The following is a 26,827-nucleotide window of genomic DNA, read 5'->3' on the forward strand; positions in this document are numbered from 1 at the left end:
GTCTCTTCTTCCTGGGAATCGGTCAGCCGTGGGGCACGACGGCGACGGGGGCGGTGGAGTGGTGCAGCACGGCGTGTGTGATGTGGCCGATGTGGGCGCCGAACGGGCTGCGGCGGATCCGCCGACCCACGACGACGAGGGAGGCCTCGCGGGAGGCGTCCACGACGTGGACGGCCGCGCTGCCGTAGCGGGAGGTCTCGACGACCTCCACGTCCGGGAATTTCTGCCGCCAGGGCCGCAGCGCCTCGGCCAGAGTCTTGGAGTCGCTCAAGGCCAGTGCTTCGTGCAGTGCGGGGTTGGCGGGCGTGCCGTAGGCGTAATAGGGCGGCGGGAACCAGCCGTGTACGACGTTCAGGGACGTGGCGCGGCGCGCGGCGGCGTCGAAGGCGAACTCGAGCAGTGTCCCGTCCGGGCGCTCGACGTCGAGTCCGAGAACCACGGGCCGGAACGGCGTGGCGGCGGACGGAACACCCGCCGGGTCCATCTCATGCTCGTCAGCGGCCGGCTCCAGCGCGCGGACCAGCACCACGGGGCGCTCCGCGTGCGCGACGACGGACAGGCCGACGGAGCCGACCATGAACCCGCCGATCCCGGCGAGGCCGCGCGAGCCCAGGACGAGCAGTTCGGCGCTCTTCGCCACCTCGGCGAGGACCTCGCCCGGGCGGCCGGCGACGTGCTCGCTGGTCACCTCGACGCCGGGATGGCGCAGGCTGATGCCCTCGGCGGCATCGCGGGGGATCCTCCCCCAGCCTTCGGTTGGGGGCACCCCCATCTCGCTTCGCTCGGTCCAGTGCTGATGGGTCTCCCCTCCGAGGAGGGGCGCCTGAGCCCTGGGCTCCGGTACCGGCTCCCAGATGTGGACGATCTTCAGTGGCAGGTCGCGCAGCTTCGCTTCGCGGGCCGCCCATTCTGCGGCGGCCCGGCTCTCCGGCGAGCCGTCGAGGCCTACGGTGATGGTGCGGAGCATGATCTCCACCTCCTGGGGCGAGGAGCCGATTCGAGCGTTGTGTTCGGGGACTTCCTCCGGCAGGGGCCGCTGGTCCCGGATGTGGGCCGACCGACCCCCTGTACGACTCGGCACGGCGGACCCGCGTCGGGGCCCGCCGCGCCTCCCGCGGTCACCGAAGCCAGCGGCTACTGCGGACGAGCGGGAGCTTGGCCCAGAGCTTGCCGACACCCAGGGTGTCGCCGGCGGCGGCGACAGCCAGGACGATCAGGGCCACGGCGTAGATGACGTGGTAGTCGGCGAACGGATTCGTGGACATGCTCGGCGAGCCGTCCGAGAGGTGCTTGGCGGGCGGCCACTCGGCGATCCACATCAGCGCCATCATCGCGGTGCCCGCGAGGGCGGCGATCCGCAGCGCGAACCCGGCGGTCACGGCGAGGCCGATCCCGAGCAGGCCGAGCATGAACAGCCAGTCCGCCCACGGGTCGCCGGCCCAGGAGTGGAAGGTGGACTCCATGGGCCCGGCGGCGACGGAGCCGAGGAAGCCCTTCGCCGGCGAGCCGCCGTCGATCCAGCCCTTGCCGGACGGGGTGGCGTAGCCGAAGCCGAAGGTCTTGTCGAGGAAGGCCCACAGGAAGACGAACCCGGTGAGCAGACGCAGGGACGCGAAGGCGTACGCCCGCGCGGTGCTCGTGTCGGTGCGTGCCGACACGGCGAACTCGGATGCGGAGGTGGTCCGGTGCCTGCGGAACGACGGCAGGTGGAAGCCGGAGCTCCGGTGAGGGTGCTCGTGCACGGCCATGGTCGTAATTCCCTTCAGGGGTGGTCGGCTCGTTGCCTGATGCGACTTACTCTCGTCCCGCACCCCGGTCGGCACCGGATGCCGAAGGTCTGTGCACACTGGGCTGAACGGCCCTGCCTTCAGGGGCCGTTGGGGTCCATGCGGCACGCCAGGCACACAGGCTGTCCCCGTAGGTCTCGCGCCCGATCACACACCGGTGGATCATGAGGTCAGACGACGGAAGGCGGCAGATGACCCAGGGCTTGGGCAGGCACGTCTCGGGGTGGCACCGACTGGCGCCCGGGCTCGTCGCGCTCCTGGGCTACCGGGGTGCGTGGCTCAAGGGCGACCTGCTGGCCGGCGTAACGGTGGCCGCGTACCTCGTGCCGCAAGTCATGGCCTACGCAGGGGTTGCGGGGCTGCCTCCCGTGGCGGGCCTGTGGGCGATCCTGCCGGCCCTCGCGCTGTACGCGCTGTTCGGTTCCTCGCGACTGCTCTCGGTCGGCCCGGAGTCCACGACCGCGCTCATGACGGCCACGGTCGTCGGTCCGCTCGCCGCCGGCGACTCCGGGCGCTACGCGTCGTCGGCGGCGGCCCTCGCGGTCACGGTCGGACTGCTGTGCCTGGCGGCGAGGGCGGTGCGGCTGGGTTTCCTCGCCCACCTGCTCTCCCGCCCCGTGCTGATCGGCTATCTCGCGGGCGTGGCGCTCATCATGACGGTGGACCAGCTGCCCAAACTCACCGGCGTGCAGACGACCGGATCGGAGTTCTTCCCCCAGCTGTGGTCCTTCGTCAGCCACTTGCCGGACGCGCACCTGTCCACCGTCCTCTTCTCCGTCGCCGTCCTCGTGTTCCTCTTCGTGATGACCCGTTACGCCCGTGCCGTGCCCGGCCCGCTGGTGGCCGTCGTCCTCGGCACCACCGCCGTGGTGGCCTTCGACCTCGACGGCCGGTACGGACTGAAGGTGATCGGCGATGTCCCGTCCGGCCTGCCGAGCCTCGCGGTTCCGGATCTGAGCGAGCTGCCGCACCTCGTGCTGCCCGCGCTCGGTGTGCTGCTGGTCGCCTACACCGACTTCATTCTCACCGCACGGGCCTTCACCGACCGCGACGACGAAGGTCCCGGACTCGACGCCAACCAGGAGTTCCTCGCCCTGGGCACGGCCAACCTCGGCGCCGGGGCGCTGCACGGCTTCCCCGTGAGCAGCAGCGCCAGCCGCACCGCGCTCGCCTCTTCTGCGGGCGCCCGCAGCCAGGCGTACTCCCTGGTGGCCGGGACGTTGGTGCTCGCCGTGCTGCTCTTCCTCAGCCCGCTGCTGACGCGGACCCCGTCCGCCGTGCTCGGCGCGCTCGTCGTCTACGCCGCAGCCCGCATGATCGATTTCGCGGGCTTCCGCCGGCTGGCGTCCTTCCGCCGACGGGAAATGCTCCTGGCCCTCGGATGCCTCGCCGGGGTGCTCGCCCTGGACATCCTGTACGGCGTGATCGTGGCCGTCGGCCTGTCGGTGGCCGAACTGCTGACCCGGGTGGCACGACCGCACGACGCCGTCGAGGGCCTGGTCCCCGGCATGGCCGGGATGCACGACGTCGACGACTACCCGCAGGCCCGCACCATCCCCGGTCTGCTCGTCTACCGCTACGACTCTCCGCTGTTCTTCGCCAACGCGGAGGACTTCCGGCACCGCGCCCTGGCCGCGGTCGACGACCAGACCGGCCCCGTCCGCTGGTTCGTCCTCAATACCGAGGCCAATGTGGAGGTGGACATCACGGCCCTCGACGCGGTCGACGAACTGCGCCGCGAACTGACCCACCGCGGCATCGTGTTCGCCCTCGCCCGGGTCAAACAGGACCTCCTGGACGACCTCGAGGCGTACGGCCTGGCGGACTCGGTCGGCAAGGACCGGATCTTCCCGACGCTTCCGACTGCCGTGGCCGCGTATCGGATCTGGCTCGGCAGTCAGTAGGCCGCAACGCCCTGCTGCCTGAAGCGCGCGCGGACGTTCTCGGTCATGACGGGGTCGGGGACCGGGTTGTCCCGAAGGCGGAAGGGGATACCGAGCGCCTCGTACTTCGAGACACCGAGTTTGTGGAAGGGCAGCCAAGGCAGTTCCAACACCCCGCCGGGAGGCAGGCCGTGATCGCTACCCCCACGCCCAGCATGCTGCGCGCCCTGCCCGCCGAACACCGGCAGCGGCTCATGCGCGTCGCCCGTGAGGTGACCTTCGCGCAAGGGACGCGGCTGTTTGAGGAAGGCGGGCGCGCCGACCGGTTCTGGATCATCCGCACCGGCACGGTCGAGCTCGACATGCACGTGCCCGGCCGTTGCGCAGCCGTCATCGAGACCCTCCGGCACAACGAACTGATCGGCTGGTCCTGGTTGTTCACCCCGCACGTCTGGCACCTGGGCGCCGAGGCGACGACCCCGGTGCGGGCATACGAATTCGACGCCACGGCCGTCCGCCTCATGTGCCAGGAAGACCCGGCGATGGGCAGCACCATCGCCCAATGGGTCGGTGACGTGCTCGCCCACCGCCTCCGCTCCGCCCGGACCCGGCTGTTGGACCTGTACGCCCCGTACGGCGCCGGCAGCCACGTCTGAGCGCGCATGCGAGCCGAAGCGACAGCGAGAGGGAGCGACCATGCACGGCCCCCGCGCATCGTCAGCGACGTCATAACGCACTCGGTCGCCGCCATCGGCCAATTCGACCTGGCGCGCCAGGGAAGGTCATCCGAGGCCACGGACGCGCCGACGGGCGGCACCGAGAGTGTCGGTTCGGCATGAACCTGCCGGAGCGTAGGGCGGTAGGACCAGGGCACCGCGGCGCCGCACCATGGTGAAGATCTCCGAACCGACCCTGCAGAGACTGCCCTTCGGAGGCTACCGGCCCACGCGGACTCAGCAATCCTGTGGCCCGCCGGAATGCCGCTGATCCACCCCTGCGAAGCTTCGACGTGCCGCTCCGGAGGATCGCGTTGCCGGCACCGACCAGACCCACAAGGCAGTCTGGCCGTTGGGCCCCCAGGGCCCCGTCCTCGGTACGAGGGGGGCCGGTCGGCCCTGGTGCATTCGGTCCGGGCGAGTGATGATCGTCCCCAGGGACAGCCTGCAGGCTGTCCCTCGTCTGGGGAACGAGGGGTCGCCATGGCCGAGCCACGCACTTTCAGCGAGCAGAACCCGATCCGTGTGTTTCTGCTGGACGACCACGAGGTTGTCCGCCGCGGCCTGGCCGACCTGCTCGACGCCGAGCCGGATATCTCGGTGGTCGGTGATGCAGGCACCGTCGACCACGCCCTGGCGCGAGGACCGGCGCTGCGCCCCGATGTCGCCGTCCTCGACGTGCGCCTACCGGACGGCGACGGCATCTCGGTATGCCGGGAACTGCGCAGCCAGATGCCGGAGTTGTCCTGTCTGATGCTGACCTCGTTCGACGACGAGGAGGCTCTGCTCGACGCGATCATGGCCGGCGCATCCGGCTACGTCCTCAAGCAGATCAGGGGATCCGACCTGGTCTCAGCGGTACGCACGGTGGCGTCGGGCCAGTCGATGTTGGACCCCGCCACCACGGCTCGCCTGATGCGCTCGCTGCGAGCCGACCCTGCGGAGAGCCCTGCCGTGCCGTCCGAGCTTGCGAGCCTGTCACCGCGCGAGAGGGACATCCTCGCGCTGATCGGCGACGGGCTGACCAACCGTGAGATCGGCAAGAAGCTCTACCTGTCGGAGAAGACCGTCAAGAACCACATCTCCCGTCTGCTGGCCAAACTCGGCGTCCAGCGCCGGGTCCAGGCCGCGGTACTGGCCTCCCACCTGGACCAGACGGACAAGGGCGAACGTCCCGCTCGGTGAGTACCGGCAGGGCCGTCCGAAACCCGCGCAGGGCCGGACGGCCCTGCCGCTCCTGCCGTGCCAGACGCCACGCTGGTGCGGTGAGCGTAAGCCCGCCGCCCCGAAGGCGCAGGGCAGGGAGGAGGCTCCGATGCGCACCACAGCCCTCGACGGCATCACCCTGGAGACGCTGGTCTCGCCGTGGCCGCACCGTCGATCCACAACACCCAGCCCTGGCGCTTCCGCCTCGATGCGGACACGCTCACGCTGGAGATCCGCGCGGCCACGCGCCGCGGCCTGCGCCACATCGACCCGACCGGCCGGGCTCTGCACCTGCCCGTCGGCCGCTGCGTCCTGAACCTGCGGGTCGCGGTCGAGCACTTCGGCTGGGAACCGGTTCACCGGCTGCTCCCGCGCCCCGACGAGCCGGACCTGCTCGCCGCCGTACGCCTTGCCGGCACCTCCAGGACGGCCTCGCGCTCTTCCCTGTACGACGCCGTGTGGCGCCGGCACAGCAGCCGCCGCTTCCCCTTCTCGGAACGGTCTCTGCCCACCTCCGTACTCACCGAACTCGCCGAAGTGGTCCACTCGGAAGGTGCCCTGCTGCACCACCTCTCCCCCGGCCGGACCGACAGCGTGCTGCGCATCATTGGGGATGCGGAGCGCCGCAACTCCCTCGATGCCGACCGAGCTGCGGAGAGCCGCCGCTGGTTGAAGCGGACAGCACTGGCCTGGGCATGTCACCCGAGGTGCTTGGTCCTCAGGACTTCCTGGACCGCATCCCGATGCGCGACTTCGGCGCCCACCATCACGCGGACATGCTCCCCGCCCGTCCCTTCGAAAAACGGCCCTCGATCGCCGTCCTGTCCACCGGGCACGACCGCCGCACGGACTGGCTGCGCGCGGGCCGGGCCCTCGAACAGGTCCTGCTGGTCGCCACACCCCACGCGTCCAGGCATCGCTCCCGCGCCAGGCGCTGGAGTGGCCCGACCTGCGCAAACAACTCGTGGCGTCGATCGGCTCCCACCCCTGCCACGCGCACACGGTGATCCGCCTCGGGTACGGCCCCGAGGGACCGGCCTCACCCCGCAACTACCGGGCCCCCTGTCGCAGGGTGAGGCTTGAAGGCTCATGTGGCGGGCGTGACTGTTTGTGCAAGCCCCGGGAAGGCGTCTTCCCGGACACCGCGGAGATGCCGAATGACAAAAAGTCGCAGCACCGGCCACTGCGCGAGCAGCAGGTCCTTGTTGAGGACTTGGACCAAGTCCTCACGCTGTCCTTCCGCAAGCACGTTGGGTAGAGACTCCTGCGCGCCTTGGGCTGTTCCAAGGGAAACAACGGCGCCCGGACCAGACCACGTGCTGCTGCGGCAGGTCGAGATGACGTCCCATGGTGTGCAACACCGTTGCGTTTGGCCGTCGGGCCCGGCGTCAATGTCCCCGCCTTTGAGCATCTTGATATCCAGCATGTATGCCTGCACGGTGCGCGGATGCCGGTCCCGCTTGAACTCGAACTTGCTGAACGTCTTGCGGCGAAGATCTGCGCATCTCCTCGGTGAGTGAACTGACCGACGGATGGGGATGGTGATGAGCTGCCGTACCCCTGCGGGAATCCTGGCTCACCTCTCCTCGACCACCGTGACCCTGCCGGTGCGGAAATACTCGATGACTTTCTCGGCGATCGACTTGCCTACGCCCGGGATTTCTTTCAGACCCGCGACGTCGAGGTGGGAAACATCGGCGGGGTAGCCGCCGATCGCGCGGGCGTTTTTTCGTAGGCGCGCGCTTTGAACGCTTCGCCTCCGGTGATGGCGATGAGGTCCGCGTACTCCTGAAGGAGTGTCTCGACCTCCTCTTCGGGCCGGACCACCCCTCAAGTCCAGGAACCGACCTGTCCGGCATGCCAGTTGAGGGCTTGCCCCGGCGGCACTACGACCGCACCGAGGTGGTCGCACCCTGCAGTGCTCGCCATGTCTCCGTGGCCCTCCGGCGCGCGAAGTCGTCGGTCCGAGGGTGTACTGGAGGTCAGAGGATCCGCGCAGCGAGAGGTCCGAGGCGAGCGTGTGATCAACAACGAAGTGGTGTGCACATCGTGCATCACTCCCGATGAGCCGGCGGGGGCCAGGCCCGTGACCCGGAGGTCGTCCCCATAGGTGGTGGTATTCCCTTCGCGCCGACCCATTGCGCTTCCCTGGGGATCGGGGTCTGTGTGCTCGCGTCGTCCGACCGAACGGGGCGGGGCGGCGGTAAGGCGCGGCGGGGGTGGGGCGGCGGTCGGAGCGGGACGGCTGTCTGCCGGGTGACGGTTCGAGCAGGGGAGAGCGCTGTGCGGGCGACGTTCGTGCTGGGCCGGATCGCCGGAGTCCGGGTAGGCGTGCACTGGAGCGTGCTGCTCATCTTCGGCATCATCGCGTTCGGCCTGTCGCAGGGCCGCCTTCCGGAGACGTATCCGGGGCGTGCCTGGGCGGTGTACTGGGCGGCCGGCCTGTGCACCGCCGTGGTCTTCTTCGCTTCCCTGCTCGCGCATGAGCTGGCGCACGCCGTCGTGGCCCGGCGCAACGGGGTCGAGGTGGACGACATCGTGCTGTGGCTGCTGGGCGGGGCGGCCCGCCTCAGGTCCGAGGCGTCCAGCCCTGGCGCGGAGCTCAGGATCGCCGGGGTCGGCCCGCTCGTCAGCCTCCTGCTGGGCGGGCTGTTCACACTCGGCGCCTGGCTGCTCGACGTGGCGTCCGTGTCCGGGATCGTGGTGGAGATGGTGGCGTGGCTGGCGGGCATCAATGTGCTGCTCGCGGTCTTCAACGCGTTGCCCGCCGCGCCGCTCGACGGTGGCCGGCTGCTGCGCGCGTTCCTGTGGTGGCGCACGGGAGACCGGCTGCGGGCGACCGCCGGCGCGACCGCGGCGGGGCGGGTCCTCGGGTGGCTGCTGGTAGTCCTCGGACTGATCGCGTTCATGAGGACCGGCGCGTTCGGCGGCCTGTGGTTGGCGCTGATCGGTTGGTTCCTCATCGCGGCCGCCACCGCCGAGGGGCGGCAGGCCCAGATGCGCGGCGTGCTCGCCGGTGTCCCGGTGCGGGACGCCATGACGACCGAACCTCTCACGGTTCCTGCGGACACCACGGTCGCGGGCTTCCTCACCGGTGCGCGCTACCGCTACCGGCATTCGGCGTTCCCGGTGACCGACGACGGGGCCCCGATCGGGCTGGTGACCCTGGAGGGCGCCAGACGGGTGCCGCAGGCTGAGACCCATGCCGTGACGGTGAGGGAGGTGATGGTGCCTCTGTCGCAGACCATCGTGGTGGGGCCGGACAGCCCGCTGGCGGATCTGCTGCCGCGCATGGAGCCGGGCGCCGAGCACCGGGTCCTGGTCCTGGACGGCGGCAGGCTCGTCGGAATCGTCTCGCTCTCGGACGTCAGCCGTACGGTGACATGGCTGATGAACGCCGCCCCCGGCCGGCGCGGTGGTCCGTGACCGTGGCACGGCACCACCGGGCGGGCCACGTCGGGGCCGGGGTCCCGCTTGTATCCGGTCGGCCCATTTCCTGACGTAGCGACTGGGGCAGTACGACGGCGCCCGCGACGACTGTGCCCATCGTGGCCAGTCCGTCGCCGTCGCCGCGCGCGCCGCGTACACCTCACTGTCGTAGGCGTGCAGGGCCGCGCGTGCGTCGTCCTCATCGGTCAGGACAGGCCCGGTCGACGCGAGCCGGCGGACCACCAGGGCACCGGTCACCTCTCCGCCGGGCCGGCTGCCGAGCCCGTCGGCGGCGAGCGGCGACGGCGACGGCGACGGCGACGGCGTACCAAGGGGGAACACGAGCGTCTGCGGGTTCTCCGTGGACGCATCGGAACTGGTCACGTGCTGTTTCCACAAAGCAGCGGTGTGGTCGGCCGCATGCCCGAGCAGCGGCCACACCGGAACGCAACACCGCTGTGCTGTGGCCCCTGGTGCTGTTCCTCGTCGCGGAGCCGGTCGATGTCCACCACCACGTTCAGAGGATCGATCGGACCCTCCTCGTGGGCCCGCTCGCTCCACGTGTTCCAGACGTGCAGTGCCACCAGGTCCACGCCGCGCAGTGACGCCTCCGCGAAGGCGAACTCGACGGCTCCCTCGCCCGCTGGTGAGCCGTCGACCGCGAGCAGTACGGGACCGCTCGGGCCCGGCCGACCGCGCACCACCAGCACCGGGCAGCGCCCGTGGGCGGCAAGGTGTACGGCAGTGGAACCGAGCAGCAGGCTGCCGAACGCACCCAGTCCGCGGCTGCCGACCACGACGAGCGAGGCGGTCCGCGACTCTATCTCCAGCACCATCAGCGGCTCACCGACAGTGACCTCTCGCGTGATCTCCACCTGCGGCACGGCTCCGCGGGCCCGCTGCTCGGCCTGGATCAGTGTGCCGTCCACCAGCTCGCGCAACCTCGCCACGGTTGGATTCCAGGGGGGCCCGCCGGGCGGTACGTGCAGCGACGGCCACCCGAAGGCGTGCATCAACCGCAGTCCCACGCCACGCAGGCCGGCCTCGTGTGCCGCGACCTCCACCGCGTCCAGGCTCGACGGCGAGCCGTCCACTCCCACAACGACCGGGTTCCCCACGACACGCCTCCGTCTCACCTGCTACGGGCTGATCCGGCCTACCGCTCGGGCGGCCGACACCTATTGGCCCGCCTCCCTCCTTCCTCCTTCCTCCAGCCTCCAGCAGCGGGCAACGCCCCGCATCGCGAAGACTTGGCGTGGCGGAGCTCGGCGGCAGGGGCGAGGCTGGAAGCACAGTGGACGGACGGCGGCGTGGAGACCTCTTGGAGATGCCATGACTGATGTGGACGGGCGTCCGCCGATCGTGGTGGGCGTCGGCCCCGATCCCTCGAAGCGGCTGGCGCTCGCCTGGGCCGCCGACGAAGCGGATTGACCTGCCCTGCCGCTTCAGCTCGTCCATGCCCAGGGTCTCCCCGACCCGCGGATACCGGTCGGGGAGATACGGCCGTCCTGGGAGGAGTGGAACCGGGCGCTGCATGGGCTGGGTGACCAGGTGCTCAAGGAGGCGGTCGCCTTCGTCGAGTCCCGGCTGCCGACGGTGGAGGTGTCGACCCTGCTGGCGGAAGGAGAGCCGGCGTGGGTCCTGCGCGAGGAGACGCGGAGAGCCGCCTCGGTCGTGGTGGGCTCCTGGCACCTGAGCAGACGGCGTGAAATGTTCACCTCCGCTTCAGTGGCCCTTCCGCTCACCGCCCACGCTCCCTGCCCGGTTGCGGTCGTACCGGAGCCGGAACCCACCACCCAGCAGTCCGCGTACTTCGTGGTCGGCGTCGACGGCAGTCCGCACTCGGCCGCGGCGGTGGATGTGACGTTCGAGGAGGCGGCCCTGCGAGGAGCGCTCCTGCGGGCCCTTTACGTGTGGCATCCGCCGCTCCTCGGTGTCCTGGACGAGGACGCCGCGGTGCGGGACCGCCGCGTGCTGTGCGAGACGGTCGCGGGCCGCACCGCGACGCACCCGAAAGTGGAGCTGCACCACGGCGCGCACCAGGCGCGCGGCCACGGACTGTCCAATCAACGCAATCAACGGTGTAGCTGTGGTTGTTGAGGATTAGTGGCGTGCTGCGCTCACGATGTGAGGGGTGTCGGGCATGTCCAACCGCCTCTTCTCGCCTCGTCAGGGCACTTCGCCCGCGCCGTGGGGTGCATACAGGTCGAGCAGGCGTACCCGGGCGGACCTGAGTCGGCGTGCGAGCACGCCGAGGGCGTAGGTGCACAGCTCGTGGTCCAGCCGGCGGTCCTTCGCACACATCTCGCGGACCGCCGTCGCGTCAAACTCGTAGGCACGCACCGGGCTGCTGGCCTCGGCCCCCAGATGCCAGTGATGGGGAGGGACCAGCCAGGACCAGCCCAGCAGTTTCCCGGCACCGAGGGTCTCGATGACCGCTGCTTGCCGGCCGGGCACGTGAAGGTCGAGAGCCACTGTGCCGGTGTGGATGATCCAGAAGCGGTCGGCCTTTCCGCCTTCGTTGAAGATGCGCTCGCCCGTCGCGAACGACACCTCACGAGCGAGCGACATGATCTGCTCGCGATGCTCCTTGCTCAGGGCGCCGAAAACGCCGGGCCTCGTCACCACTGTGGCCTTCCCTTCTCCATGGCCTCGGCAGCGGGGCGGGCTTCGTATCCGGTCACGATGTCTCACCGTGCGGGGCCGTGGTCTTCGTGGTCGGGTGGGCGAGGGGCTCGCACCCAGCGCTGTTCCTCCCGGCCGTATGACTCCACGATCGCCGCAAACGGGCGCGGTGCAACCGGGACCGAGGTCTGCTCCCCAGCCGATGCGCGTGTCACGAAGCCGGTCCAGGTGTCGCGATGGACCCGGTGCGGTGCGACGGTGAAGGTCTCGCGGTTGCCGGACAGAAAGGCTCGCGGTTGCCGGTCAGAAAGGCGGTGGGGCGGTGGAGCTCCCGCTTGTCGTGGGTGTCGATGGATCGGATTCCAGCCTGCAGGCCGTGGACTGGGCGGCGGACGAGGCGGCACGCCACGGACTGCCGCTGCGGCTCGTCTACGCCTCCCTGTGGGAGCGGTACGAGGGAGGCCGCCCGTCCTTCACAACCGACCGCCCGTCCGAAGAGATCATGGCGGAGCACATCGCCGCGTCCTGCGCGGAACGCGCCCAGGTCCGCAACCCGGAGCTGAAGGTGTCGAGCGAGGTGCTGCCCGACGACGCCGTGTCCGTGTTGCTGCACGTGGGCCATGAATCTTCGGCCCTGGTCACGGGCTCCCGCGGCCGCGGTGAGCTCGCCGGGTTGCTGCTGGGCTCGGTGAGCCTCGCGGTGGCCGCCCGCGCCGTCTGCCCGGTCATCGTGGTCCGTGGCGGGAAGCAGAACCGGCAGGGCTCCTACGGCCGGGTGGTGGTCGGAGTCGGCGATTCCACCGAAGGCTCGACCGCCGTACGGTTCGCCTTCCGCGAGGCCGAGGTGCGCAACTGCGCCCTGGATGCCGTCCGGGCCTGGCGCTACCCCGCCCATGAGCACGTGGATCAACCGCTTCTCGAGGTCGCCGCCAGTGTCCACGAGGAACGGGCCTCGGCCCTCCTCACCGACGCACTGCGCGACGCAGTACGGGATCACCCCAAGGTTGAAGTACACCGCCGAGCGGTCGAGAGCCCCGCTCACAAGGTCCTCCTGGACGCATCGGCCGACGCCGACCTGATCGTTGTGGGTGCGCTGCGGCGGCACGGCCACTTCGGTCTGCAGCTCGGCAGGGTCGTCCATGCTCTGCTGCATCACGCCGGGTGCCCGGTGGCAGTTGTCCCGCAGCGAGACTGAACTCCCGCATGTGGGTGATGGGAGAGGGAGGTTCGGGGCCATGGCCGGACCCCCGACCTGGTCCGGCGCGGCCTGAGGGGACTGGAGACGCGTGAGGACGCCCTGTGGCTGGCCCCGGTTCCTCTTCCGGCGCTCTCCGAGTACGGATTCTGGCTGTGCGGTCGCGGTCACTGGGGTGTCGGAGTACGGAGACGGACCGGACTTCTGCAGATCGGTATGCCCGACTCGGAGGAGACTCCGGTCCGCGTGATGCCGGCCCACCGCGCCGTCACCGTCGCGCCCGGGGAGACCTGCGCGCTCGTGCTGTCGGCGGGTTGGTCCGCGCGGACGGGCGTGCCGGGTCCCTCGCCTGCCGCATGATCCGTCAGTTTTGGAACCGGGCTCCGAAAGCGGGGCTCCATGTCGGGTGACAGGGCTGTTGGAGACGTACATGAAGTGGTTGGTCTCGCTTGTGGGCGCCGGGCTCGTCATGGTCACCTTGCGGGACTTGTTCCATACCCTCTGGCATCCCACCCGCCACGGCGGCCTGAGCCGCCTGGTCATGACGGCAATGTGGCGGCTGGCTCGGCGCTTTCGTGCGCGCAGGCGGGTGGTGGGGCTCGTCGGGCCGCTCGCCATGGTGACGGTGGTGGGTATGTGGGCCGCCACGGTCGTCCTCGGCTGGGCCATCGTCTACTGGCCCCACATGCCCGGGGCGTTCGTGTTCTCGCCCAATTCCAAGGCGGCTCAGGAACCGGCGCTGCTCGACTCCGTGTACCTGTCGCTGGTCACGGTGGCCACCTTGGGGCTGGGGGACATCGCACCCGGCGAGGGCTGGCTCCGTCTGGTCTCACCGCTGGAAGCCCTCGTGGGCTTCGCCCTGCTGACGGCCACGGTCTCCTGGGTGCTGGAGATCTACCCGGCGCTGACCCGTAGGAGGGTCCTGGCCGTCCGGCTGGCGCTGCTGCGTGATGCCGACCCGACGCCGCCGCAGATCGACTGCACCGCGGGGGCGCTGCTGCTGAACAGCCTGACCACCGATGTCGTGCGCGTCCGCATCGACTTCACCCAGTACGCCGAGGCGTACTACTTCCACGATGGTGAGGACCACTCGTCGCTGGCGGCCACGGTCGGCTACGCCGCCGCCCTTGCGCAGCGCGGCCAGGCAGCGCGGCGGCCGGAGGTGCGCCTGGCCGGTGACCTGCTCGACGGCGCGCTGAAAGACCTCGCCGCCATCCTCGACCAGCGTTTCCTGCGTACGGGCGGAACACCGACGGAAGTTTTCGCCGCGTACGCCGCCGACCATGGTCGCGGCCGTGCGCAGCCCTGAGCCGGGGTGGCGCTCTGAAAAGCGGGATTCCGCCCCTGCGGCGGCCGGTCACACGGCAGGAGCGGCGATGGCATCCAACGCACAGAGCCGTCCGATCACGCCTCTGCCACGGCCGTGAACCGGCACAGCGGCAGCCGGAAGTCCGCGGCGGACGCCGACTGGCCTCGGGGCACGAATCCCACCACGGGGCTGTCGTCCGACGAGGCCGCGCGGCGGCTGGTCCTCCACGGGCCCAACGAGATCCCCTCGGAGCCGCGGACCCCGGCGTGGCGACGGATGCTGCAGCAGCTGCGCGATCCGCTGATCATGGTCCTGCTCGTGGCGGCCGCCCTGACGATCGCAACCGTTGATCTCTCCGACGCCGCAGTGATCCTGCTCGTGATCACTGTGAACACTGTGGTCGGCGTCGTGCAGGAGGTTCGGGCGGAACAGGCGGTCATGGCCCTGTCCGCTATGAGCGCCCCCGCCGCCAGGGTGGTGCGGGACGGTGAGGAGCGCTCCGTCCCGGCTGCCGAGGTGGTGCCGGGCGACTTGGTCCTGGTGGCCGAGGGTGACATTGTTCCCACGGACGGGGACGTGTCTGCTGCAGCGTTGCTGCCGGCGGACGAGTCGTCACTGACGGGTGAGTCCGTTCCGGTGGAGAAGGCGCCGGACAGGGACGATGCGAGCGGGGCGGTGTCGGCGGGCACGGTCATCGTTCGTGACCACGGCCGAATCGTGGTCACCGCTACCGGGGCGGACAGCGCGCTCGGCCGGATTGCCTCCCTGATGGGCGGTGCGACCGGTCCCACTCCGCTGCAGCACCGGCTGGCGAGGTTCGGCCGGACACTGGCTGCTGTCACCGTGGCGCTGTGCGCGGCGGTGCTCACTCTCGGGCTGGTACGCGGTCAGCCGGTGGAGCTGATGATCGTGGCGGCGATCAGCCTTGCCGTGGCCGCCGTTCCGGAGTCCCTTCCCGCCGTGGTGACGCTCGCTCTCGCTCTGGGAGCACGGCGCATGGCGGACCGGCACGCCATCGTCCTGCTCACGCACGGCCTGCCCGGTGTCGCCCTGGGTGCGGAGCCCGTCGCCCCGGACACGATGGGCCACCCGCCCCGGCCTCCTGAGGAGAGCGTGCTGGGTGCCGGTCTGTGGCTGCGGATCCTGTTCATGGGGGCCTTCGTCGCCATGGTGACGCTCGTGGTCGGCGTCTGGGCCCGGGAGACCGGCCGCCCCTGGCAATCCATGGTGTTCCACCCAGCTCGGCGTGGCCCTCGGCTCCCGGGCGCGCCCCGGCAGCCTGGCCAACCCGTTCCTGCTGGTCGCCGTGGGCGCGGCACTGATGCTCCAGGCAGCCGGCGTCTGTCTCCCGCCCCTACGAGACCTGTTGGGTGCCGAGGCGCTTCCGCCTGCCGACCTGCGATCGCCGCTGTGCTGTCGGGTCTCGGCCATGTCGTCATGCGGTTGCAGGCGCGGCTGAGACCGGAACGGCCGCCACGCGTCGGCCCTTCGGCGGCCCAGGGAAGTTGAGCCCGCCCCGCTCGGGTGACGTGCCCGCCTGTTGCCCGGCATGCGCATGGGATACGAAGAACCCACACTGGTCTGGAGGAGTTCCGGCCGGGGCGAGCCAGGCTCCATGGGCTCTCCCCGCGCGGACGGCGACGACGCTCGAAGGAGACGGCCATGACCAGCGCCCGGGAGATCATGCATGCCGGTGCCACCTGCATCCAGGAGAACGAGACGCTTCAGGACGCGGCACGCAGGATGAAGGAACTGGACGTCGGAGCCCTCCCGATCTGCGGCGAGGACGACAGGCTCCACGGGATCATCACCGACCGCGACATCGTGGTCAAGTGCCTCGCCAAGGGCAAGGACCCCAAGACCATGACCGCGGGCCAGCTCGAACAGGGCAAGCCGATCACGATCGACGCCGAAGCCAATGCCGACCAGGTACTTCGGGCAATGGAGGAGCACAAGATCCGGCGGTTGCCGGTCATCGACAACCATCGCCTCGTCGGCGTGATCAGCGAAGCGGACCTCGCACGTCACCTGCCCGAGGACCAGGTGGGCCACTTCGTCGAGGCCGTCTGCGCGGCCCCCTGACCGGCGGACGCGATCACACCACCGTCACGCGTACCGCTGGGACCTTGTGCTCGGGACGGATGTGACGCTGTCCGCGCGGCCGGAGGTCAGGCGGCTCACTCCACTCGAAGGCCATGGTGTGCCATGGTGTGGTGTAGCTGATCTTGGCTGGGCAGTGCGCCGCTTCCGTGCTCTCGCGTGCCTCGACTGCCGGTGAATGCTCCCTGAAAGCGGGGCAGGCCACCATGCAACTGTCCTTGGTGATCGAACAGTTCGATCCAGGGGACGCACGGTAGTCTTGCCCCAGCATGACCTGCTTCGCCTGCTTGAGGCACTACCTTCGGCAGATGGCCTTGAACTCGTCCGCGAAGTCGCTGAGCGACTGCTGCAGGAACTGTCGGTCGCAGCGCGCCCCCGCCACCTCAGGGCCCCTACCCGTACAACACGCCTCAGCAGCAGGGTGGTTACCCGCCCCACGCCCCCCATCCCCAACCTCCGCACCCCGGATATCCACAGCCGATGCCGCCGCCTGTGCGTCGGGGGGGCCGTCCCGCAGACTGTGGCGTGCCGTCGGTCCCATCGCGATCGTACGCAAGGTCTTCAGGCCGTCGCGGCCGGGCCGAGTCGACGACGCGGTGGTGGCCCGCACCCAGAAGATCCGCACCATCGTCGGTCTCGCTGCCGTCCTGTGGGTGACGCTCTCCTACAAACTCGCGCAATCCGCGAAGATGTCGCGAACGACCGCCTCAACCAGTCCTGGACCAACGTCCCCGTGCTCTCGGTGACCTTCCCGGTGGCCGTCGGCCTGTTCATCACCGCGGCCCGTCCACCTGCCATTGGAAGAACCGTTCGCCCTCGCCCATCTGCACGTCCACACCCACAATGAACTGGCGATGGCAGCACTGGCCAGCGCGATAAAGGGGCTGCGTACAAGCCCCGAGGGGCTCGACCGAGTGCACGCAGGACGAGGAGCCGTGCGGCACTGACACGCTCGGCCGTCCCGTCGCCTCTCGGTTCAGCGGCGAGGCCGAACGGCCCTGGCACCCGGCCGGAGGTGCACGGACAATAGGTAGCAGGAAGCCTCCTGAGGAGGTGAGCTGCGGTGACGTACTGGAACGGCGGCTGGGCCTGGATGGCCTTCATGCCGCTGCTGTGGATTGCGCTGATCGGGCTCGTGGTGTGGGCGGTGGTGCACCTCACCCGGCGCCCCGCCGATCGCGGCGGAGGCACGGAGCACGGGTGGGCCCCCAGAGAGACGCCGGAGGAGATCCTCGATCGTCGCTTCGCCTCCGGCGAGATCGATGCCGACGCCTACAACGAGGCACGCAAGCACCTCGCCGCCCACCGGACGAGGGCCCGGTAACCGGCTACACGGCCACTGGCTGCCACTCACCGTGCTGGTCGCTGCGGTGGCCACACTCATCGCATCGGTCGTGTGGGGGGCGGGCAGCGACTTCGGACGGCCCGGCCCCGGGGCCATGTTGGATGCTCTCTCCCGCGATGGACCAGTCCGCAATCTGGCCGATGCCGAGCGCGCGGCCGGGCGCTTCGCCGACCGGTGGGACCTGCACGTCGGCGAAGTCGTGCAGGTCAGAAATGGCTACTACGCCGAACTCCTCGGCAAGGGACTGAGGTCCTCATCGACCCGGGCCCCGGCACCGTCCACCTGGAGTTCGACCCGGCGACGATGTGGAACACCGGGCACGCTCGTGGTCGACCCGAGCGAGGGTCCCGAGGGTGGCCCGGTCGACGAGACGCCCGCGGTGACGGCTCAGGGTCCACCGGTCTGGGGCTGGCCATCGTCCACCGGCTGGTCACCGCCAACGGCGGTGCGGCGCGGCTGGAGGACACCCCGGGCGGCGGGCTGACCGCCGTGCTCGACCTGCCACTGTGGCAGGATCGCGAATTCCGGTAAGGGAGTCGAGCCGTTGAAAGGCGCCCGGGAACGGACCGCGGGTGGGCGATGGCGAGTCGTGCGGCATCCCGAGATCTTTACCGGTTCTGAAGAAGACGTGAGCGAGTTCCTGAGTGCCCGGGGCACAGCCTGAAGGTGCACGCAGCCGATCCGGGCCGCCGATTCACCAGGAGCCGCTGCCATGGCACCCTCGCCCGACGATATTCGACCGGACCCTCTCCCCCGCGAATTCCCCACAACGACGCGATCGCGGCCTGCGTCGTGCCCGCCGACTCACCCGGTGGATCGCAGTCGCCGCCCTGGCCGGTGCGGCGGCCCTCGGCAGCGTCTACACCCACCTGGTACCGGGCAGTTCAACCGCGCCCGCACCGACGAGCCCACCCGTACAGAACCAGGCGGCGCCCGCTTCCACCATCGCGGGAGAGGACGGCGAGAACGACGACGAGGGTGCGGCCCGTGTGGCGCAACCGGCACCGCAGCCCCCCCGGCACAGCCGCCCACCGGCCACCCCGAATCCCCGTGCCGCCCGCAATTCCCCCGGAGACCTGGCGATGACCGGCGCCCGAATCCTGCGCATCGATCGCATCGCCTGTACCGGCCAGGGCCTGTGCGCCGAACTCCTCCCCGAGCTCATCGACCTCGACGAATGGGGCTATCCCATCCTCAAGGACCGGGCCGTGCCCGACGGGCTGCGACCGCACGCCCGCCGCGCCGTCGCCGCCTGCCCCCTTCTGGCCCTGCACGCCGACGACGGCCCGGTATGACCAGCACGCGCGCGCACCGGCTGTCCGGCCCTGGACCAGGGCCGGACGTCCCCTGCCGCCGGCACCGGGTGGCGCGATGTGATGGAGAGGGACCGAACCGAAGGTCGCCGCGCCGGACGGACCGAGGTACGCCATGAAGCACCGCCCCACGTTCACAGCACGGCTGCGCCGCCTGACCACGGCGATCGTGTCCCCACGGCTCGAACCCGTCCTCCTGGCCGTCACCGCGGGAGCCCTGACCGCCGGCGGTATCGCCTGGCTCGCCGATGCCGGCAGCCTCGCCGACCTCTTCTGGGGCCTGGGCACCTTGTCCGCCGTCATCCCGGCGGTGGGGTGGGTCCTGTCCGCCCTGCGGCACGGACACGCAGGCGTGGACCTCATCGCCGTACTCGCGCTCGGTGGCACCCTAGCCGTCCACGAGTACCTGGCCGGTGCTCTGATCGCACTGATGCTCGCCACCGGCCGCACCCTGGAGGCAGCCGCCCAGCGGCGGGCCTCCCATGACCTGCGTGCCCTGCTGGAGCACGCGCCCCGCTCGGCGCGCCGCCGCACCGAGGCGGGAGTGGCCACGGTGCCACTGGCCGAGGTCGCCGTCGGTGACCTGCTCGTCGTCGGCCCCGGCGAGGTGGTCCCGGTCGACGGCCGCGTGGACAGCCGCGCCGCCGTCCTCGACGAGTCGGTGCTCACCGGTGAGCCCCTCCAGGTCGAACGGGCCCGGGACGAGATGGTGCGCAGCGGCGTGGTCAACGCCGGAGGTGCCTTCGAACTGCGCGCCGCCGCCACCGAGCACGACAGCACGTACGCCGGGATCGTGCGCCTTGCCCAACAGGCCGGGGCCGAGTCCGCACCCGTCGTGCGGCTGGCCGACCGGTACGCGGCCTGGTTCCTGCCCCTGTCCCTCGCCGTGGCCGGACTGGCCTGGCTGATCAGCGGCTCCGCCGTACGCGCGGTCGCCGTCCTGGTGGTCGCCACCCCATGCCCGCTGCTGCTGGCCGCCCCGGTTGCCATCGTCTCCGGCTTGTCCCGCGCCTCCCGCCTCGGCGTCGTCATCCGCGACGGCGGCGCACTGGAGAACCTCGGCCGCGCCCGCACCCTCCTGCTCGACAAGACCGGCACCCTGACCCAAGGACGCCCCCGCGTCCTCGACGTGACCGCCGCCCCCGACTTCACCCCCGCGGAAGTCGTCCGCCTGGCGGCCTCGCTCGACCAGTACTCACCCCACGTCCTGGCCCAGGCCATCGTCGACACCGCCCGGGAACGCAAGCTGGAGCTGTCGGTCCCCTCCGACGTCACCGAGGAGCCCGGCCGGGGCGCCACCGGCACCGTGGACGCACACCAGGTCTCCATCGGCCGCCTCGACCCCACCGACAACCGGCCCCCCTGGGCCAAGGCGGTCGACAACCGCGCCCTCCTCGACGGCGCGGCCGTCGCCTGGCTCACGGTCGACGGGCACCTGGCCGGAGCACTGCTCCTGCGCGACCCGCTACGGTCCGATGCCCCGCGCACTCTGCGCCACCTGCGCGCGGCAGGCATCGAACGGCTCCTGATGCTCACCGGCGACCGATCCGCACCAGCCCACGAAGTCGCCGCCGTCCTCGGCCTGGACGATGTACGCGCCGAACTCGGCCCCACCGACAAAGTCGCCGCTGTACGCGCCGAACGCGAGCACGCGGTCACCGTCATGGTCGGCGACGGTGTCAACGACGCCCCCGCCCTCGCCGCCGCCGACATCGGCGTTGCCATGGGCGCCCGCGGCTCCACCGCCTCCTCCGAAGCCGCCGACATCGTCCTGACCACCGACCGCGTCGACCGCCTCGCCGACGCGCTCACCATTGCCCAACGTGCCCGGCACATCGCTGTCCAAAGCGCCCTCGGCGGCATGCTGATGTCGCTGGCCGCCATGGCCGCAGCCGCAGCCGGCCTGCTCCCGCCTGCCCCCGGAGCCCTGCTCCAAGAGGGCATCGACGTCGCGGTCATCCTCAATGCCCTACGCGCCCTGCGGGTCGACCAGACCGCGCGACCGGCTCTCTCCCCCACCGCCGAAGCCCTCATCCACCGCTTCGCGTCGGAACACGACGACCTCCAGGACGTCCTCGAAGCCGTACGCGACGCCGCCGACCGCCTCTCCGACACCCCCGGCTCCAAGTCCCTGGCGGCCGTCGAGGCGACACACCGGCTGCTCACCGAACGTCTGCTGCCCCACGAGTACGCCGAGGAACACCAGCTCTACCCCGCCCTCGCGCCCACCCTGGGCGGCCCGGAGGCAACGGCCACTATGAGCCGGGCCCACACCGAAATCGAACGCCTCTCCCGCCGCATCGCCACCCACCTGCAACTGGCAAGCGCCGACGGCGGCCTGGCCCCCGAACAACTCGACGACCTGCGCTCCTGCCTCTACGGCCTCAACACCGTCCTCCGCCTGCACTTCACGCAGGAGGAGGAGAGCTACTTCTCACTGGCACCGTGAGACACCGTGACAGTCTTCAGGGCCTGCTGCCGCAGCACTCCGCCCGGAAGGGCCACTCGGCCCGCAAACTGCCCGTCAGTCCCGGTGCGGCCAGGCCCCGCCGCCGGACGCTGAAGGCGGGATCGCCCGGAGGGAGAGTTCGTGATGACCGGCATCCAGGAAGTCCCGGTGCATGCAGGTACGGCCCGCAATGGACAGTTCGGACCGACGGTTGATGTTCTGTCAGCGGGGCTCGGGAGGCGCGGTGCGGATCTGCCGAACCGTGTCCTCGGTAGCGGACACGCTGTACGGGAAGGCCCGGTGGAAGTGGAGACCTTGCGGCAGGTGTGAGTCCAGCACTTCCACCTGGTGGGAGACGAGGTGAGGCGCCGGGACCCAAAGTACCGCCCGCCAGGCGCGTCGCGCCTGATCACTCCCTATGACATCGAGGCGCGTGGCAGCGTCAAGCAGGACACCATGTGGGACGGATACAAGGCCCGCCTGACCGAGACGTGCGACACGGACGCGCCGAACCTGATCACGAACGTGGCCACCACTGTCGCCACCGTCCACGACAGCGTGGCGGTCTCTCAGATCCACGACTCGCTGGCCGGGCGGGACTGCCTGCCCGGTGAGCACTGGGTCGATGCCGGATACCCCTCCGCCGGGCAGGTCGTCGCCGCCCGACGCGAGCACGGGGTCGACCTGCACGGGCCGATGGCCGCCAACACCGCAGCCCGGGCCGACGGTCACCTCGGGCAGGACACGTTCACCGTCGACTGGGTCCACGAACAGGTGACCTACCCGAACGGGACCACCAGTACCCAGTGGCATCACCGGCACTCGCAGCAGGGCCTGCCTGTCATTCTTGCGTCCGGCCGACTGCCGACCCTGCCCCCACTTGCGCGACTGCGTCAACTCACCCACAGCCCAGCGCCGCGAGCTCCACCTCCGGCATCGGGACGAACACGAAGCCGTCCACGCGGCGCGGATCGAGCAGCGGACCGATGCCTGGAAAGAGCGGTACACGGTCCGCGCCGGGGTCGAAGGCACCATCTCCCAAGGCGTCCAGCGTTGCGGCCTGCGCAGATCCCGCTACCGCGGCCTGGCGAAAACCAGCCTCCAACATCAGTTCACCGGCGCCGCCATCAACCTCGCCCGCATCGACGCCCACCTCACTGGCACACCCCGAGCCCGCACCTGCACCAGCCGCTTCACAGCACTTCGCCCCGCCGAGCAACAGTCGACGGGGCGAAGTAGCAGGACCCCGAATTGACCAACAGCGTCCGATCATGGTCCGGAGCCTTTGACGGTGTGTCCGAGGATCTTCATGATGGCCACAGCGATCGCGCCCGCGGGCGGCAGGGGGCGAGCCTCGCCGGGCGTGAGCCAGGCGGAGCGGATCGGAAGCCGGTCTGCGCCTCGATCACCGACCTGGAGGAGCTGGGCTCACCGCCGGCCTCGTCCGTCAGCCGTCGTGCTGCGTGGCCGTCTTGGAGTAGTTGTCGTGCCAGGCGGCCTTGGCGCCCGAGTCGCCTATCCGGTAGACGTCCACCACAGAACCAACCGCGACGGCGAGGGAAAGGATCACGACCGCGCCCCGAAGCAGTGCCGGGGGTGACCATGCGGCACCCGACGTGTCGTCCGGGGCGGGCGCCGAGCGGCGGGCCGTCCACCAGACGACGGCCGAGATCACGAAGAGACCGAGAGCCCACGGCAGCAGGCCGTCGCCGAGTTCGGCGTGCTTGCGCACCAGCGGGTCGCTGCCGACGTGTTCTTCCAGCCATTCTCCCGCGTGTGTGGCCACCGGCACGCTGGCCAGCGTCACGAGCGCGAGGATGGGCAGCAGTAGGCCGAGCCGGCGGGCGCCGGCGGGCCAGGCCGCGCACACCACGAGAGCCAGGGCGCTCAGGGGCACGAGCACGATGACGAAGTGCACGAACAGGACATGTGCGGGTAGTCCGTTGACAACAGTGAGACTCATGAGCTTCTTCTCCATGGGGGTGTTGGCCGGACCGTACGCGCGTGGGCTGGATCCCCAGCCGACACGGAGGAACCGCGGCACTTTTTCACAGGGACCTCTCAGTTGCCTCTGAGCCCCATCGGCATCATTGACCTCATGGGTCCCAGCGGTACGGCTCAGGGAGCGAGTGAGAAGTAGCTCTCCTCCTGGCTGAAGTGCAGGCGGAGAACGGAATGGAGCCCGTGCAGGCAGGCGCGCAGGTCGTCGACTTGTTCCGGCGTGCCTGCCTCGTCGGCCATGCGGAGGCGGGTCGTGATGCGGCGGGAGAGGCGGGCGATCTCGGTGTGGGCTCGGCCCATGGTCGCGGTGCTTTCCGGTCCGCCGAATTGTCGGTTCAGCGCGGGGTAGAGCTGGTGTTCCTCCGCGTATTGCATGAGGGAGCAGCCGTGTGGTGAGCAGGGTGGCCGATGTGACACACGGCGGCCAGCGATCCCGGACCGTCCTGGACGGATAGCAGGCCGACGGCTTCACGGATGGCGTCCAGGTCGTCGCGCCCAGGCCGAGCCGAGGATGTGACCGGCGGGGTGCAGCGTGAGCCGGGCACCGACGCCAGGTCGGTCTCCGTTCCGGTGGGGACCGGTTCGAGGAGCTTGAGGGTGCTGTCGACGTCGGAGTCGTCGTACCGGGGCAGCGCCTCGGTGTCCGAACTCGCCGTACTCGTCTGCGTGCGGCGCGGCTTCGATCTGCAGCTTCGCGCCGTCTCGCAGCACGATCTCCATGAGACGGGCAGTGAAGTAGACGGCCACCGCCTGGCCCCGGAAGCCGTGGCGGACCAGACGACGGAGCTAGCCGCAGTGGTCCAGGTGTGCGTGGGTGATCGCGACGGCCTCGATGTCCCCGGCGTCACAAGGCAAACCATGCCAGTTGCGCCGGTGTAGGCCGACGAGGCCCTGGAAGAGGCCGCAGTCGGCGAGGACGCGGGCGTGGTCGCTCTCGACCAGGAACTTGCTGCCGGTGACTGTGCCGACACCGTCGAGGAACGCGAGCAGCGCGGGCCGTGGCCCGCCGAGTGGCCGAGCTGCAGACCCGGGAATTGTGGTCGTCATGGTCTCGGCTCCGCCATGTGTCGCTGGATTGGGGCCGATCGGCCCTGGTGGACCGGTGGTTTCCCGTGGTGTGCTGGTAGTGACGGGAAGGACCCGTTGGAGACGCGGAGAAGCGGACAGCAGCCGCGCACCGCGCAATCCGGATCCGCGAGAAGTGGATGGCCCTTCCCGTCCAGTCATGCCGCCGCAGGGTCGGTGGCTCCGCAAGCGGCGGCGATCCGGGGCCGGACGATCTCGTCCTCGACTCGCGTGCCGAGAATGTCCACGGCGGCGGCTACGGATGGGACAGTCCCAGCCCGACAGAGATGTCTGCGGTCTCGACGGCGTACGCCACGAGGTGGCCGCGGGCAGCCGGTTCAACTCCCACGCCACCTCAACGGCTTCACCGAGTCCGTGGCCGAGCGGCCCTGGCCAGTCGGCGGGCGTCCAGCTCTGCCGTGGATCTGGCCCGGGTGTGCGCCGCCTCCAGGATCACGGTCAGCTCCATGTGGTCCCACAGCCTGATCAGCCGCCCTGGATCAAGGTCACATTCCGCGAGGACGGTACCGGGCGGGACGGGCCTCTCCAGCGCCCGCTCGCGCAGGCGGGACAGCACAGCCCGGTCGACCTTTGTCGTGCCGGGACGCGGCACCGACGGCGACGATCGCGATGCGCGCGGAGACGCTGATGGTGTCTCTCCCTCGACAGCGGGCGCCTCCGGCGTTGCGGTTCGACGGATGCCGGGGCCCATGGGCCTAAGGGCCCTGGTCGGATCCGAGCGGCCCGTGGCGGCGGGGCTCGGACGCGCCCACGCTGGAGGCAGAAGACATGAAGGGAGCCGGTGCGATGACCTCTGCCACCACCATGAACACCGCCTTGCCGGCCGAGCACCGCGAACGGCTGATGCAGCTCGCCCGCGAGGTCTCCTTCGAGGCCGGGACCCGCCTGTTCGAGGAGGGCCGGCGCGCCGACCGATTCTGGATCGTCCGTACCGGTACCGTCGCCCTCGACCTGCATGTGCCGGGCCGCCGTCCGGCCGTCATCGAGTCGCTCGGGCACGGTGAACTGGTCGGCTGGTCCTGGCACTTCCCGCCATACCACTGGCACCTGGGCGCCGAGGCGATGAGCCCGGTGCGGGCCTGGGAGTTCGACGCCGAGGCGGTCCGAGCGATATGCGCCGAGCACCCCGAGTTCGGCCGGGCGATCGCCGTCTGGGTCGGGCGCGTGGTCGCGCAGCGGCTGCACGCCTCCCGGATCCGGCTTCTCGACCTTTACGCCCCCTACGGCAGCGGTGACCTGACGTGACCACCTGGCCCTGCGAGGAGGACAGCATGCGAATCAGCCCGCATCGAGTGAGTGACGTGATGACGCGGGCCGTCGTCGCGGTGGACCGCAAGGCTCTGTTCAAGGACATCGTCGAGCGCATGGATGAGTGGAAAGTCAGTGCCCTGCCCGTACTGGAGGGCGACGGCCGGGTGATCGGGGTCGTGTCCGAGGCCGATCTGCTGCCCAAGGAGGAGTTCCGGGACAGCGATCCGGACCGGTTCACCCAGCTGCGGCGGCTCACCGACCTGGCCAAGGCCGGGGCGGTGACCGCGGAGGAGCTGATGAGTGCCCCGGTCGTCAGCGTCCACGCCGACGCCACACTCGCCGAAGCAGCCCGCATCATGGCCCTGCGCCACGTCAAACGACTGCCCGTCGTGAACGCCGAAGGCTTGCTCGAAGGCGTCGTCAGCCGGGGCGACCTGCTCAAGGTGTTCCTGCGCCCGGACAACGACCTCGCCGACGAGATTCGGCGCGACGTCGTCGACCCTCTCTTTCCCGCTCCGGCCGAGCCCGTGCACATCGTGGTCGCCGAGGGCGTCGCCACGCTGACCGGACGAGTGCCGGACGCCACCCGCATCCCCCTCGCCGTCCGCCTGGTGCGGGGTGTCGAGGGCGTGGTGGGCGTGGACTGCCGGCTCACCGCGGCCGATGGGTAGTGGCCCTCGCCAAGCCTTTCAGCCTGCCGTCGGAACCGACGACCGGCAGCCGCTTGACCCCATCGCGAGCCATGACGCGTGCGGCGTGGGCGAGGGTGGCGTCCGGAGCGACGGTGACGGCCGGGACGTTCATCAGCTCTTCTGCGGTCGCGGCGTCCGCCTTGCGGACGTCGGCGACGTGCTGCACCTGCCCGTAGCGGCCCGCGTCGCCCTCGCGGTACTCCTCCTTCGGCAGCAGATCGGCCTGGGAGACGATACCGACGACGCGTCCCTCGCCGTCCAGTACCGGGAGGGCGCTGACCCGCCACTCCCACATGGTCTTCACGATGTCCTTGAAGGCCGCTCCCGTGCGCAGGGCGACGACCCTGTGGGTCATCACGTCGCTCACGACGGTCGGAGTGTCGTGCATGGCGTCCTCCCGAGGGCTCAGATGCCGTCCTACGACACCTTCAGCCTGCGGC

The 26,827-nt window shown here is 70.4% G+C and carries 25 protein-coding genes and 6 pseudogenes; 18 read left to right on the forward strand and 13 right to left on the reverse strand.

Features of this window, described 5'->3' with window-relative positions; all coding sequences use genetic code 11:
- Nucleotides 1–22: 22 nt before the first annotated feature.
- On the reverse strand, nucleotides 23–967 hold the full coding sequence (locus tag OG390_RS01835) for a universal stress protein (RefSeq protein ID WP_406164666.1): 945 nt from the start codon (nucleotides 965–967) through the stop codon (nucleotides 23–25).
- A 151-nt stretch (nucleotides 968–1,118) separates the two neighbouring features.
- Nucleotides 1,119–1,748 (reverse strand): hypothetical protein, encoded by a 630-nt coding sequence (locus OG390_RS01840; protein WP_406164667.1) that lies wholly within the window; start codon nucleotides 1,746–1,748, stop codon nucleotides 1,119–1,121.
- Nucleotides 1,749–1,978: 230 nt separating this feature from the next.
- On the opposite strand from OG390_RS01840, the gene OG390_RS01845 reads away from it, so the two are divergent.
- Nucleotides 1,979–3,691, forward strand: a complete 1,713-nt coding sequence (locus tag OG390_RS01845) for a SulP family inorganic anion transporter (protein ID WP_406164668.1) — start codon at nucleotides 1,979–1,981, stop codon at nucleotides 3,689–3,691.
- Here the strand turns inward: OG390_RS01845 and OG390_RS01850 are convergent.
- Nucleotides 3,685–3,843, reverse strand: coding sequence for a hypothetical protein (locus OG390_RS01850; RefSeq protein WP_406164669.1), 159 nt, complete (start codon nucleotides 3,841–3,843; stop codon nucleotides 3,685–3,687). The genes OG390_RS01845 and OG390_RS01850 overlap by 7 nt on opposite strands.
- A gap of 18 nt (nucleotides 3,844–3,861) precedes the next feature.
- On the opposite strand from OG390_RS01850, the gene OG390_RS01855 reads away from it, so the two are divergent.
- The 3 genes from OG390_RS01855 to OG390_RS01865 all read left to right on the forward strand — a co-directional run bounded on the left by OG390_RS01855 (nucleotide 3,862) and on the right by OG390_RS01865 (nucleotide 6,599).
- On the forward strand, nucleotides 3,862–4,326 hold the full coding sequence (locus OG390_RS01855) for a Crp/Fnr family transcriptional regulator (protein WP_406164670.1): 465 nt from the start codon (nucleotides 3,862–3,864) through the stop codon (nucleotides 4,324–4,326).
- A gap of 543 nt (nucleotides 4,327–4,869) precedes the next feature.
- On the forward strand, nucleotides 4,870–5,571 hold the full coding sequence (locus OG390_RS01860; RefSeq protein ID WP_406164671.1) for a response regulator: 702 nt from the start codon (nucleotides 4,870–4,872) through the stop codon (nucleotides 5,569–5,571).
- Nucleotides 5,572–6,287: 716 nt separating this feature from the next.
- Nucleotides 6,288–6,599: a hypothetical protein gene (locus tag OG390_RS01865; protein ID WP_406164672.1), complete on the forward strand. Its 312-nt coding sequence runs from the start codon at nucleotides 6,288–6,290 to the stop codon at nucleotides 6,597–6,599.
- A gap of 80 nt (nucleotides 6,600–6,679) precedes the next feature.
- On the opposite strand, the gene OG390_RS01870 is transcribed toward OG390_RS01865, so the two are convergent.
- Both OG390_RS01870 and OG390_RS01875 read right to left on the reverse strand, forming a co-directional pair.
- Nucleotides 6,680–7,018 (reverse strand): hypothetical protein, encoded by a 339-nt coding sequence (locus OG390_RS01870; RefSeq protein ID WP_406164673.1) that lies wholly within the window; start codon nucleotides 7,016–7,018, stop codon nucleotides 6,680–6,682.
- 153 nt (nucleotides 7,019–7,171) lie between these two features.
- Nucleotides 7,172–7,419, reverse strand: a pseudogene (locus OG390_RS01875) (DNA polymerase/3'-5' exonuclease PolX); the annotation flags it as partial.
- Between the two features lie 456 nt (nucleotides 7,420–7,875).
- Between OG390_RS01875 and OG390_RS01880 the strand changes: the two are divergent.
- Nucleotides 7,876–9,018, forward strand: a complete 1,143-nt coding sequence (locus tag OG390_RS01880; protein WP_406164674.1) for a site-2 protease family protein — start codon at nucleotides 7,876–7,878, stop codon at nucleotides 9,016–9,018.
- A gap of 383 nt (nucleotides 9,019–9,401) precedes the next feature.
- On the opposite strand, the gene OG390_RS01885 is transcribed toward OG390_RS01880, so the two are convergent.
- Nucleotides 9,402–10,139, reverse strand: a complete 738-nt coding sequence (locus OG390_RS01885) for a universal stress protein (protein WP_406164675.1) — start codon at nucleotides 10,137–10,139, stop codon at nucleotides 9,402–9,404.
- Nucleotides 10,140–10,572: 433 nt separating this feature from the next.
- Between OG390_RS01885 and OG390_RS01890 the strand changes: the two genes are divergently transcribed.
- Nucleotides 10,573–11,121 (forward strand): universal stress protein, encoded by a 549-nt coding sequence (locus OG390_RS01890; protein ID WP_406164676.1) that lies wholly within the window; start codon nucleotides 10,573–10,575, stop codon nucleotides 11,119–11,121.
- 69 nt (nucleotides 11,122–11,190) lie between these two features.
- Here the strand turns inward: OG390_RS01890 and OG390_RS01895 are convergent, their stop codons facing one another.
- The gene (locus tag OG390_RS01895) at nucleotides 11,191–11,646 is read right to left on the reverse strand and encodes a Crp/Fnr family transcriptional regulator (protein ID WP_406164677.1); all 456 of its coding nucleotides are present in this window, start codon (nucleotides 11,644–11,646) and stop codon (nucleotides 11,191–11,193) included.
- A 322-nt stretch (nucleotides 11,647–11,968) separates the two neighbouring features.
- On the opposite strand from OG390_RS01895, the gene OG390_RS01900 reads away from it, so the two are divergent.
- The 10 genes and pseudogenes from OG390_RS01900 to OG390_RS01945 all read left to right on the forward strand — a co-directional run.
- Nucleotides 11,969–12,841 carry a universal stress protein gene (locus OG390_RS01900; RefSeq protein WP_406164678.1) on the forward strand — a complete coding sequence of 291 codons (873 nt, stop codon included), beginning with the start codon at nucleotides 11,969–11,971 and terminating at the stop codon, nucleotides 12,839–12,841.
- A 48-nt stretch (nucleotides 12,842–12,889) separates the two neighbouring features.
- Nucleotides 12,890–13,201, forward strand: a pseudogene (locus tag OG390_RS01905) (glycosyl hydrolase family 65 protein); the annotation flags it as partial.
- Between the two features lie 70 nt (nucleotides 13,202–13,271).
- Nucleotides 13,272–14,150 (forward strand): potassium channel family protein, encoded by an 879-nt coding sequence (locus OG390_RS01910; RefSeq protein WP_406164679.1) that lies wholly within the window; start codon nucleotides 13,272–13,274, stop codon nucleotides 14,148–14,150.
- A gap of 114 nt (nucleotides 14,151–14,264) precedes the next feature.
- On the forward strand, nucleotides 14,265–15,659 hold the full coding sequence (locus OG390_RS01915; protein ID WP_406164680.1) for an HAD-IC family P-type ATPase: 1,395 nt from the start codon (nucleotides 14,265–14,267) through the stop codon (nucleotides 15,657–15,659).
- Nucleotides 15,660–15,812: 153 nt separating this feature from the next.
- Nucleotides 15,813–16,232 (forward strand): CBS domain-containing protein, encoded by a 420-nt coding sequence (locus tag OG390_RS01920; protein ID WP_406164681.1) that lies wholly within the window; start codon nucleotides 15,813–15,815, stop codon nucleotides 16,230–16,232.
- 1,081 nt (nucleotides 16,233–17,313) lie between these two features.
- Nucleotides 17,314–17,574 (forward strand): SHOCT domain-containing protein, encoded by a 261-nt coding sequence (locus OG390_RS01925; RefSeq protein WP_406164682.1) that lies wholly within the window; start codon nucleotides 17,314–17,316, stop codon nucleotides 17,572–17,574.
- A 324-nt stretch (nucleotides 17,575–17,898) separates the two neighbouring features.
- Nucleotides 17,899–18,126, forward strand: a complete 228-nt coding sequence (locus OG390_RS01930) for an ATP-binding protein (RefSeq protein ID WP_406164683.1) — start codon at nucleotides 17,899–17,901, stop codon at nucleotides 18,124–18,126.
- Between the two features lie 551 nt (nucleotides 18,127–18,677).
- A complete protein-coding gene (locus OG390_RS01935; RefSeq protein ID WP_406164684.1) occupies nucleotides 18,678–18,890 on the forward strand; it encodes a ferredoxin in 213 nt (70 codons plus the stop codon).
- 133 nt (nucleotides 18,891–19,023) lie between these two features.
- Nucleotides 19,024–21,357 carry a heavy metal translocating P-type ATPase gene (locus tag OG390_RS01940; protein ID WP_406164685.1) on the forward strand — a complete coding sequence of 778 codons (2,334 nt, stop codon included), beginning with the start codon at nucleotides 19,024–19,026 and terminating at the stop codon, nucleotides 21,355–21,357.
- Nucleotides 21,358–21,570: 213 nt separating this feature from the next.
- A pseudogene (locus OG390_RS01945) lies at nucleotides 21,571–22,612 on the forward strand (transposase); the annotation flags it as partial.
- 59 nt (nucleotides 22,613–22,671) lie between these two features.
- Here OG390_RS01945 and OG390_RS01950 read toward each other — a convergent pair.
- The 5 genes and pseudogenes from OG390_RS01950 to OG390_RS01970 all read right to left on the reverse strand — a co-directional run.
- Nucleotides 22,672–22,763, reverse strand: a pseudogene (locus OG390_RS01950) (flavoprotein); the annotation flags it as partial.
- Between the two features lie 41 nt (nucleotides 22,764–22,804).
- Complete coding sequence (locus OG390_RS01955) at nucleotides 22,805–23,320, reverse strand: DUF2231 domain-containing protein (protein WP_406164686.1); 516 nt, start codon at nucleotides 23,318–23,320, stop codon at nucleotides 22,805–22,807.
- Between the two features lie 155 nt (nucleotides 23,321–23,475).
- A pseudogene (locus OG390_RS01960) lies at nucleotides 23,476–23,852 on the reverse strand (hemerythrin domain-containing protein); the annotation flags it as partial.
- Between the two features lie 292 nt (nucleotides 23,853–24,144).
- Nucleotides 24,145–24,405, reverse strand: a complete 261-nt coding sequence (locus OG390_RS01965; protein WP_406164687.1) for a hypothetical protein — start codon at nucleotides 24,403–24,405, stop codon at nucleotides 24,145–24,147.
- A 382-nt stretch (nucleotides 24,406–24,787) separates the two neighbouring features.
- Entirely contained in the window at nucleotides 24,788–25,036 is a 249-nt protein-coding gene (locus OG390_RS01970; protein WP_406164688.1) for a hypothetical protein, read from the reverse strand.
- A gap of 194 nt (nucleotides 25,037–25,230) precedes the next feature.
- On the opposite strand from OG390_RS01970, the gene OG390_RS01975 reads away from it, so the two are divergent.
- Both OG390_RS01975 and OG390_RS01980 read left to right on the forward strand, forming a co-directional pair.
- On the forward strand, nucleotides 25,231–25,689 hold the full coding sequence (locus tag OG390_RS01975; RefSeq protein ID WP_406164689.1) for a Crp/Fnr family transcriptional regulator: 459 nt from the start codon (nucleotides 25,231–25,233) through the stop codon (nucleotides 25,687–25,689).
- A 26-nt stretch (nucleotides 25,690–25,715) separates the two neighbouring features.
- Nucleotides 25,716–26,366 (forward strand): CBS domain-containing protein, encoded by a 651-nt coding sequence (locus OG390_RS01980; protein ID WP_406164690.1) that lies wholly within the window; start codon nucleotides 25,716–25,718, stop codon nucleotides 26,364–26,366.
- Nucleotides 26,367–26,376: 10 nt separating this feature from the next.
- Here OG390_RS01980 and OG390_RS01985 read toward each other — a convergent pair.
- A pseudogene (locus OG390_RS01985) lies at nucleotides 26,377–26,775 on the reverse strand (CBS domain-containing protein); the annotation flags it as partial.
- Between the last annotated feature and the right edge of the window lie 52 nt (nucleotides 26,776–26,827).

Origin of the sequence: Streptomyces sp. NBC_00996 (genome assembly GCF_045162675.1) — a bacterium.
Lineage (GTDB): Bacteria > Actinomycetota > Actinomycetes > Streptomycetales > Streptomycetaceae > Streptomyces.

Bases quoted from the DNA above. Each gene is read 5' to 3' on its own strand.
- OG390_RS01835 (WP_406164666.1), bottom strand. From the start codon at position 967: ATGCTCCGCACCATCACCGTAGGCCTCGACGGCTCGCCGGAGAGCCGG.
- OG390_RS01840 (WP_406164667.1), bottom strand. From the start codon at position 1,748: ATGGCCGTGCACGAGCACCCTCACCGGAGCTCCGGCTTCCACCTGCCG.
- OG390_RS01845 (WP_406164668.1), top strand. From the start codon at position 1,979: ATGACCCAGGGCTTGGGCAGGCACGTCTCGGGGTGGCACCGACTGGCG.
- OG390_RS01860 (WP_406164671.1), top strand. From the start codon at position 4,870: ATGGCCGAGCCACGCACTTTCAGCGAGCAGAACCCGATCCGTGTGTTT.
- OG390_RS01865 (WP_406164672.1), top strand. From the start codon at position 6,288: ATGTCACCCGAGGTGCTTGGTCCTCAGGACTTCCTGGACCGCATCCCG.
- OG390_RS01870 (WP_406164673.1), bottom strand. From the start codon at position 7,018: ATGCTGGATATCAAGATGCTCAAAGGCGGGGACATTGACGCCGGGCCC.
- OG390_RS01910 (WP_406164679.1), top strand. From the start codon at position 13,272: ATGAAGTGGTTGGTCTCGCTTGTGGGCGCCGGGCTCGTCATGGTCACC.
- OG390_RS01920 (WP_406164681.1), top strand. From the start codon at position 15,813: ATGACCAGCGCCCGGGAGATCATGCATGCCGGTGCCACCTGCATCCAG.
- OG390_RS01930 (WP_406164683.1), top strand. From the start codon at position 17,899: ATGTGGAACACCGGGCACGCTCGTGGTCGACCCGAGCGAGGGTCCCGA.
- OG390_RS01935 (WP_406164684.1), top strand. From the start codon at position 18,678: ATGACCGGCGCCCGAATCCTGCGCATCGATCGCATCGCCTGTACCGGC.
- OG390_RS01940 (WP_406164685.1), top strand. From the start codon at position 19,024: ATGAAGCACCGCCCCACGTTCACAGCACGGCTGCGCCGCCTGACCACG.
- OG390_RS01955 (WP_406164686.1), bottom strand. From the start codon at position 23,320: ATGAGTCTCACTGTTGTCAACGGACTACCCGCACATGTCCTGTTCGTG.
- OG390_RS01965 (WP_406164687.1), bottom strand. From the start codon at position 24,405: ATGACGACCACAATTCCCGGGTCTGCAGCTCGGCCACTCGGCGGGCCA.
- OG390_RS01975 (WP_406164689.1), top strand. From the start codon at position 25,231: ATGACCTCTGCCACCACCATGAACACCGCCTTGCCGGCCGAGCACCGC.
- OG390_RS01980 (WP_406164690.1), top strand. From the start codon at position 25,716: ATGCGAATCAGCCCGCATCGAGTGAGTGACGTGATGACGCGGGCCGTC.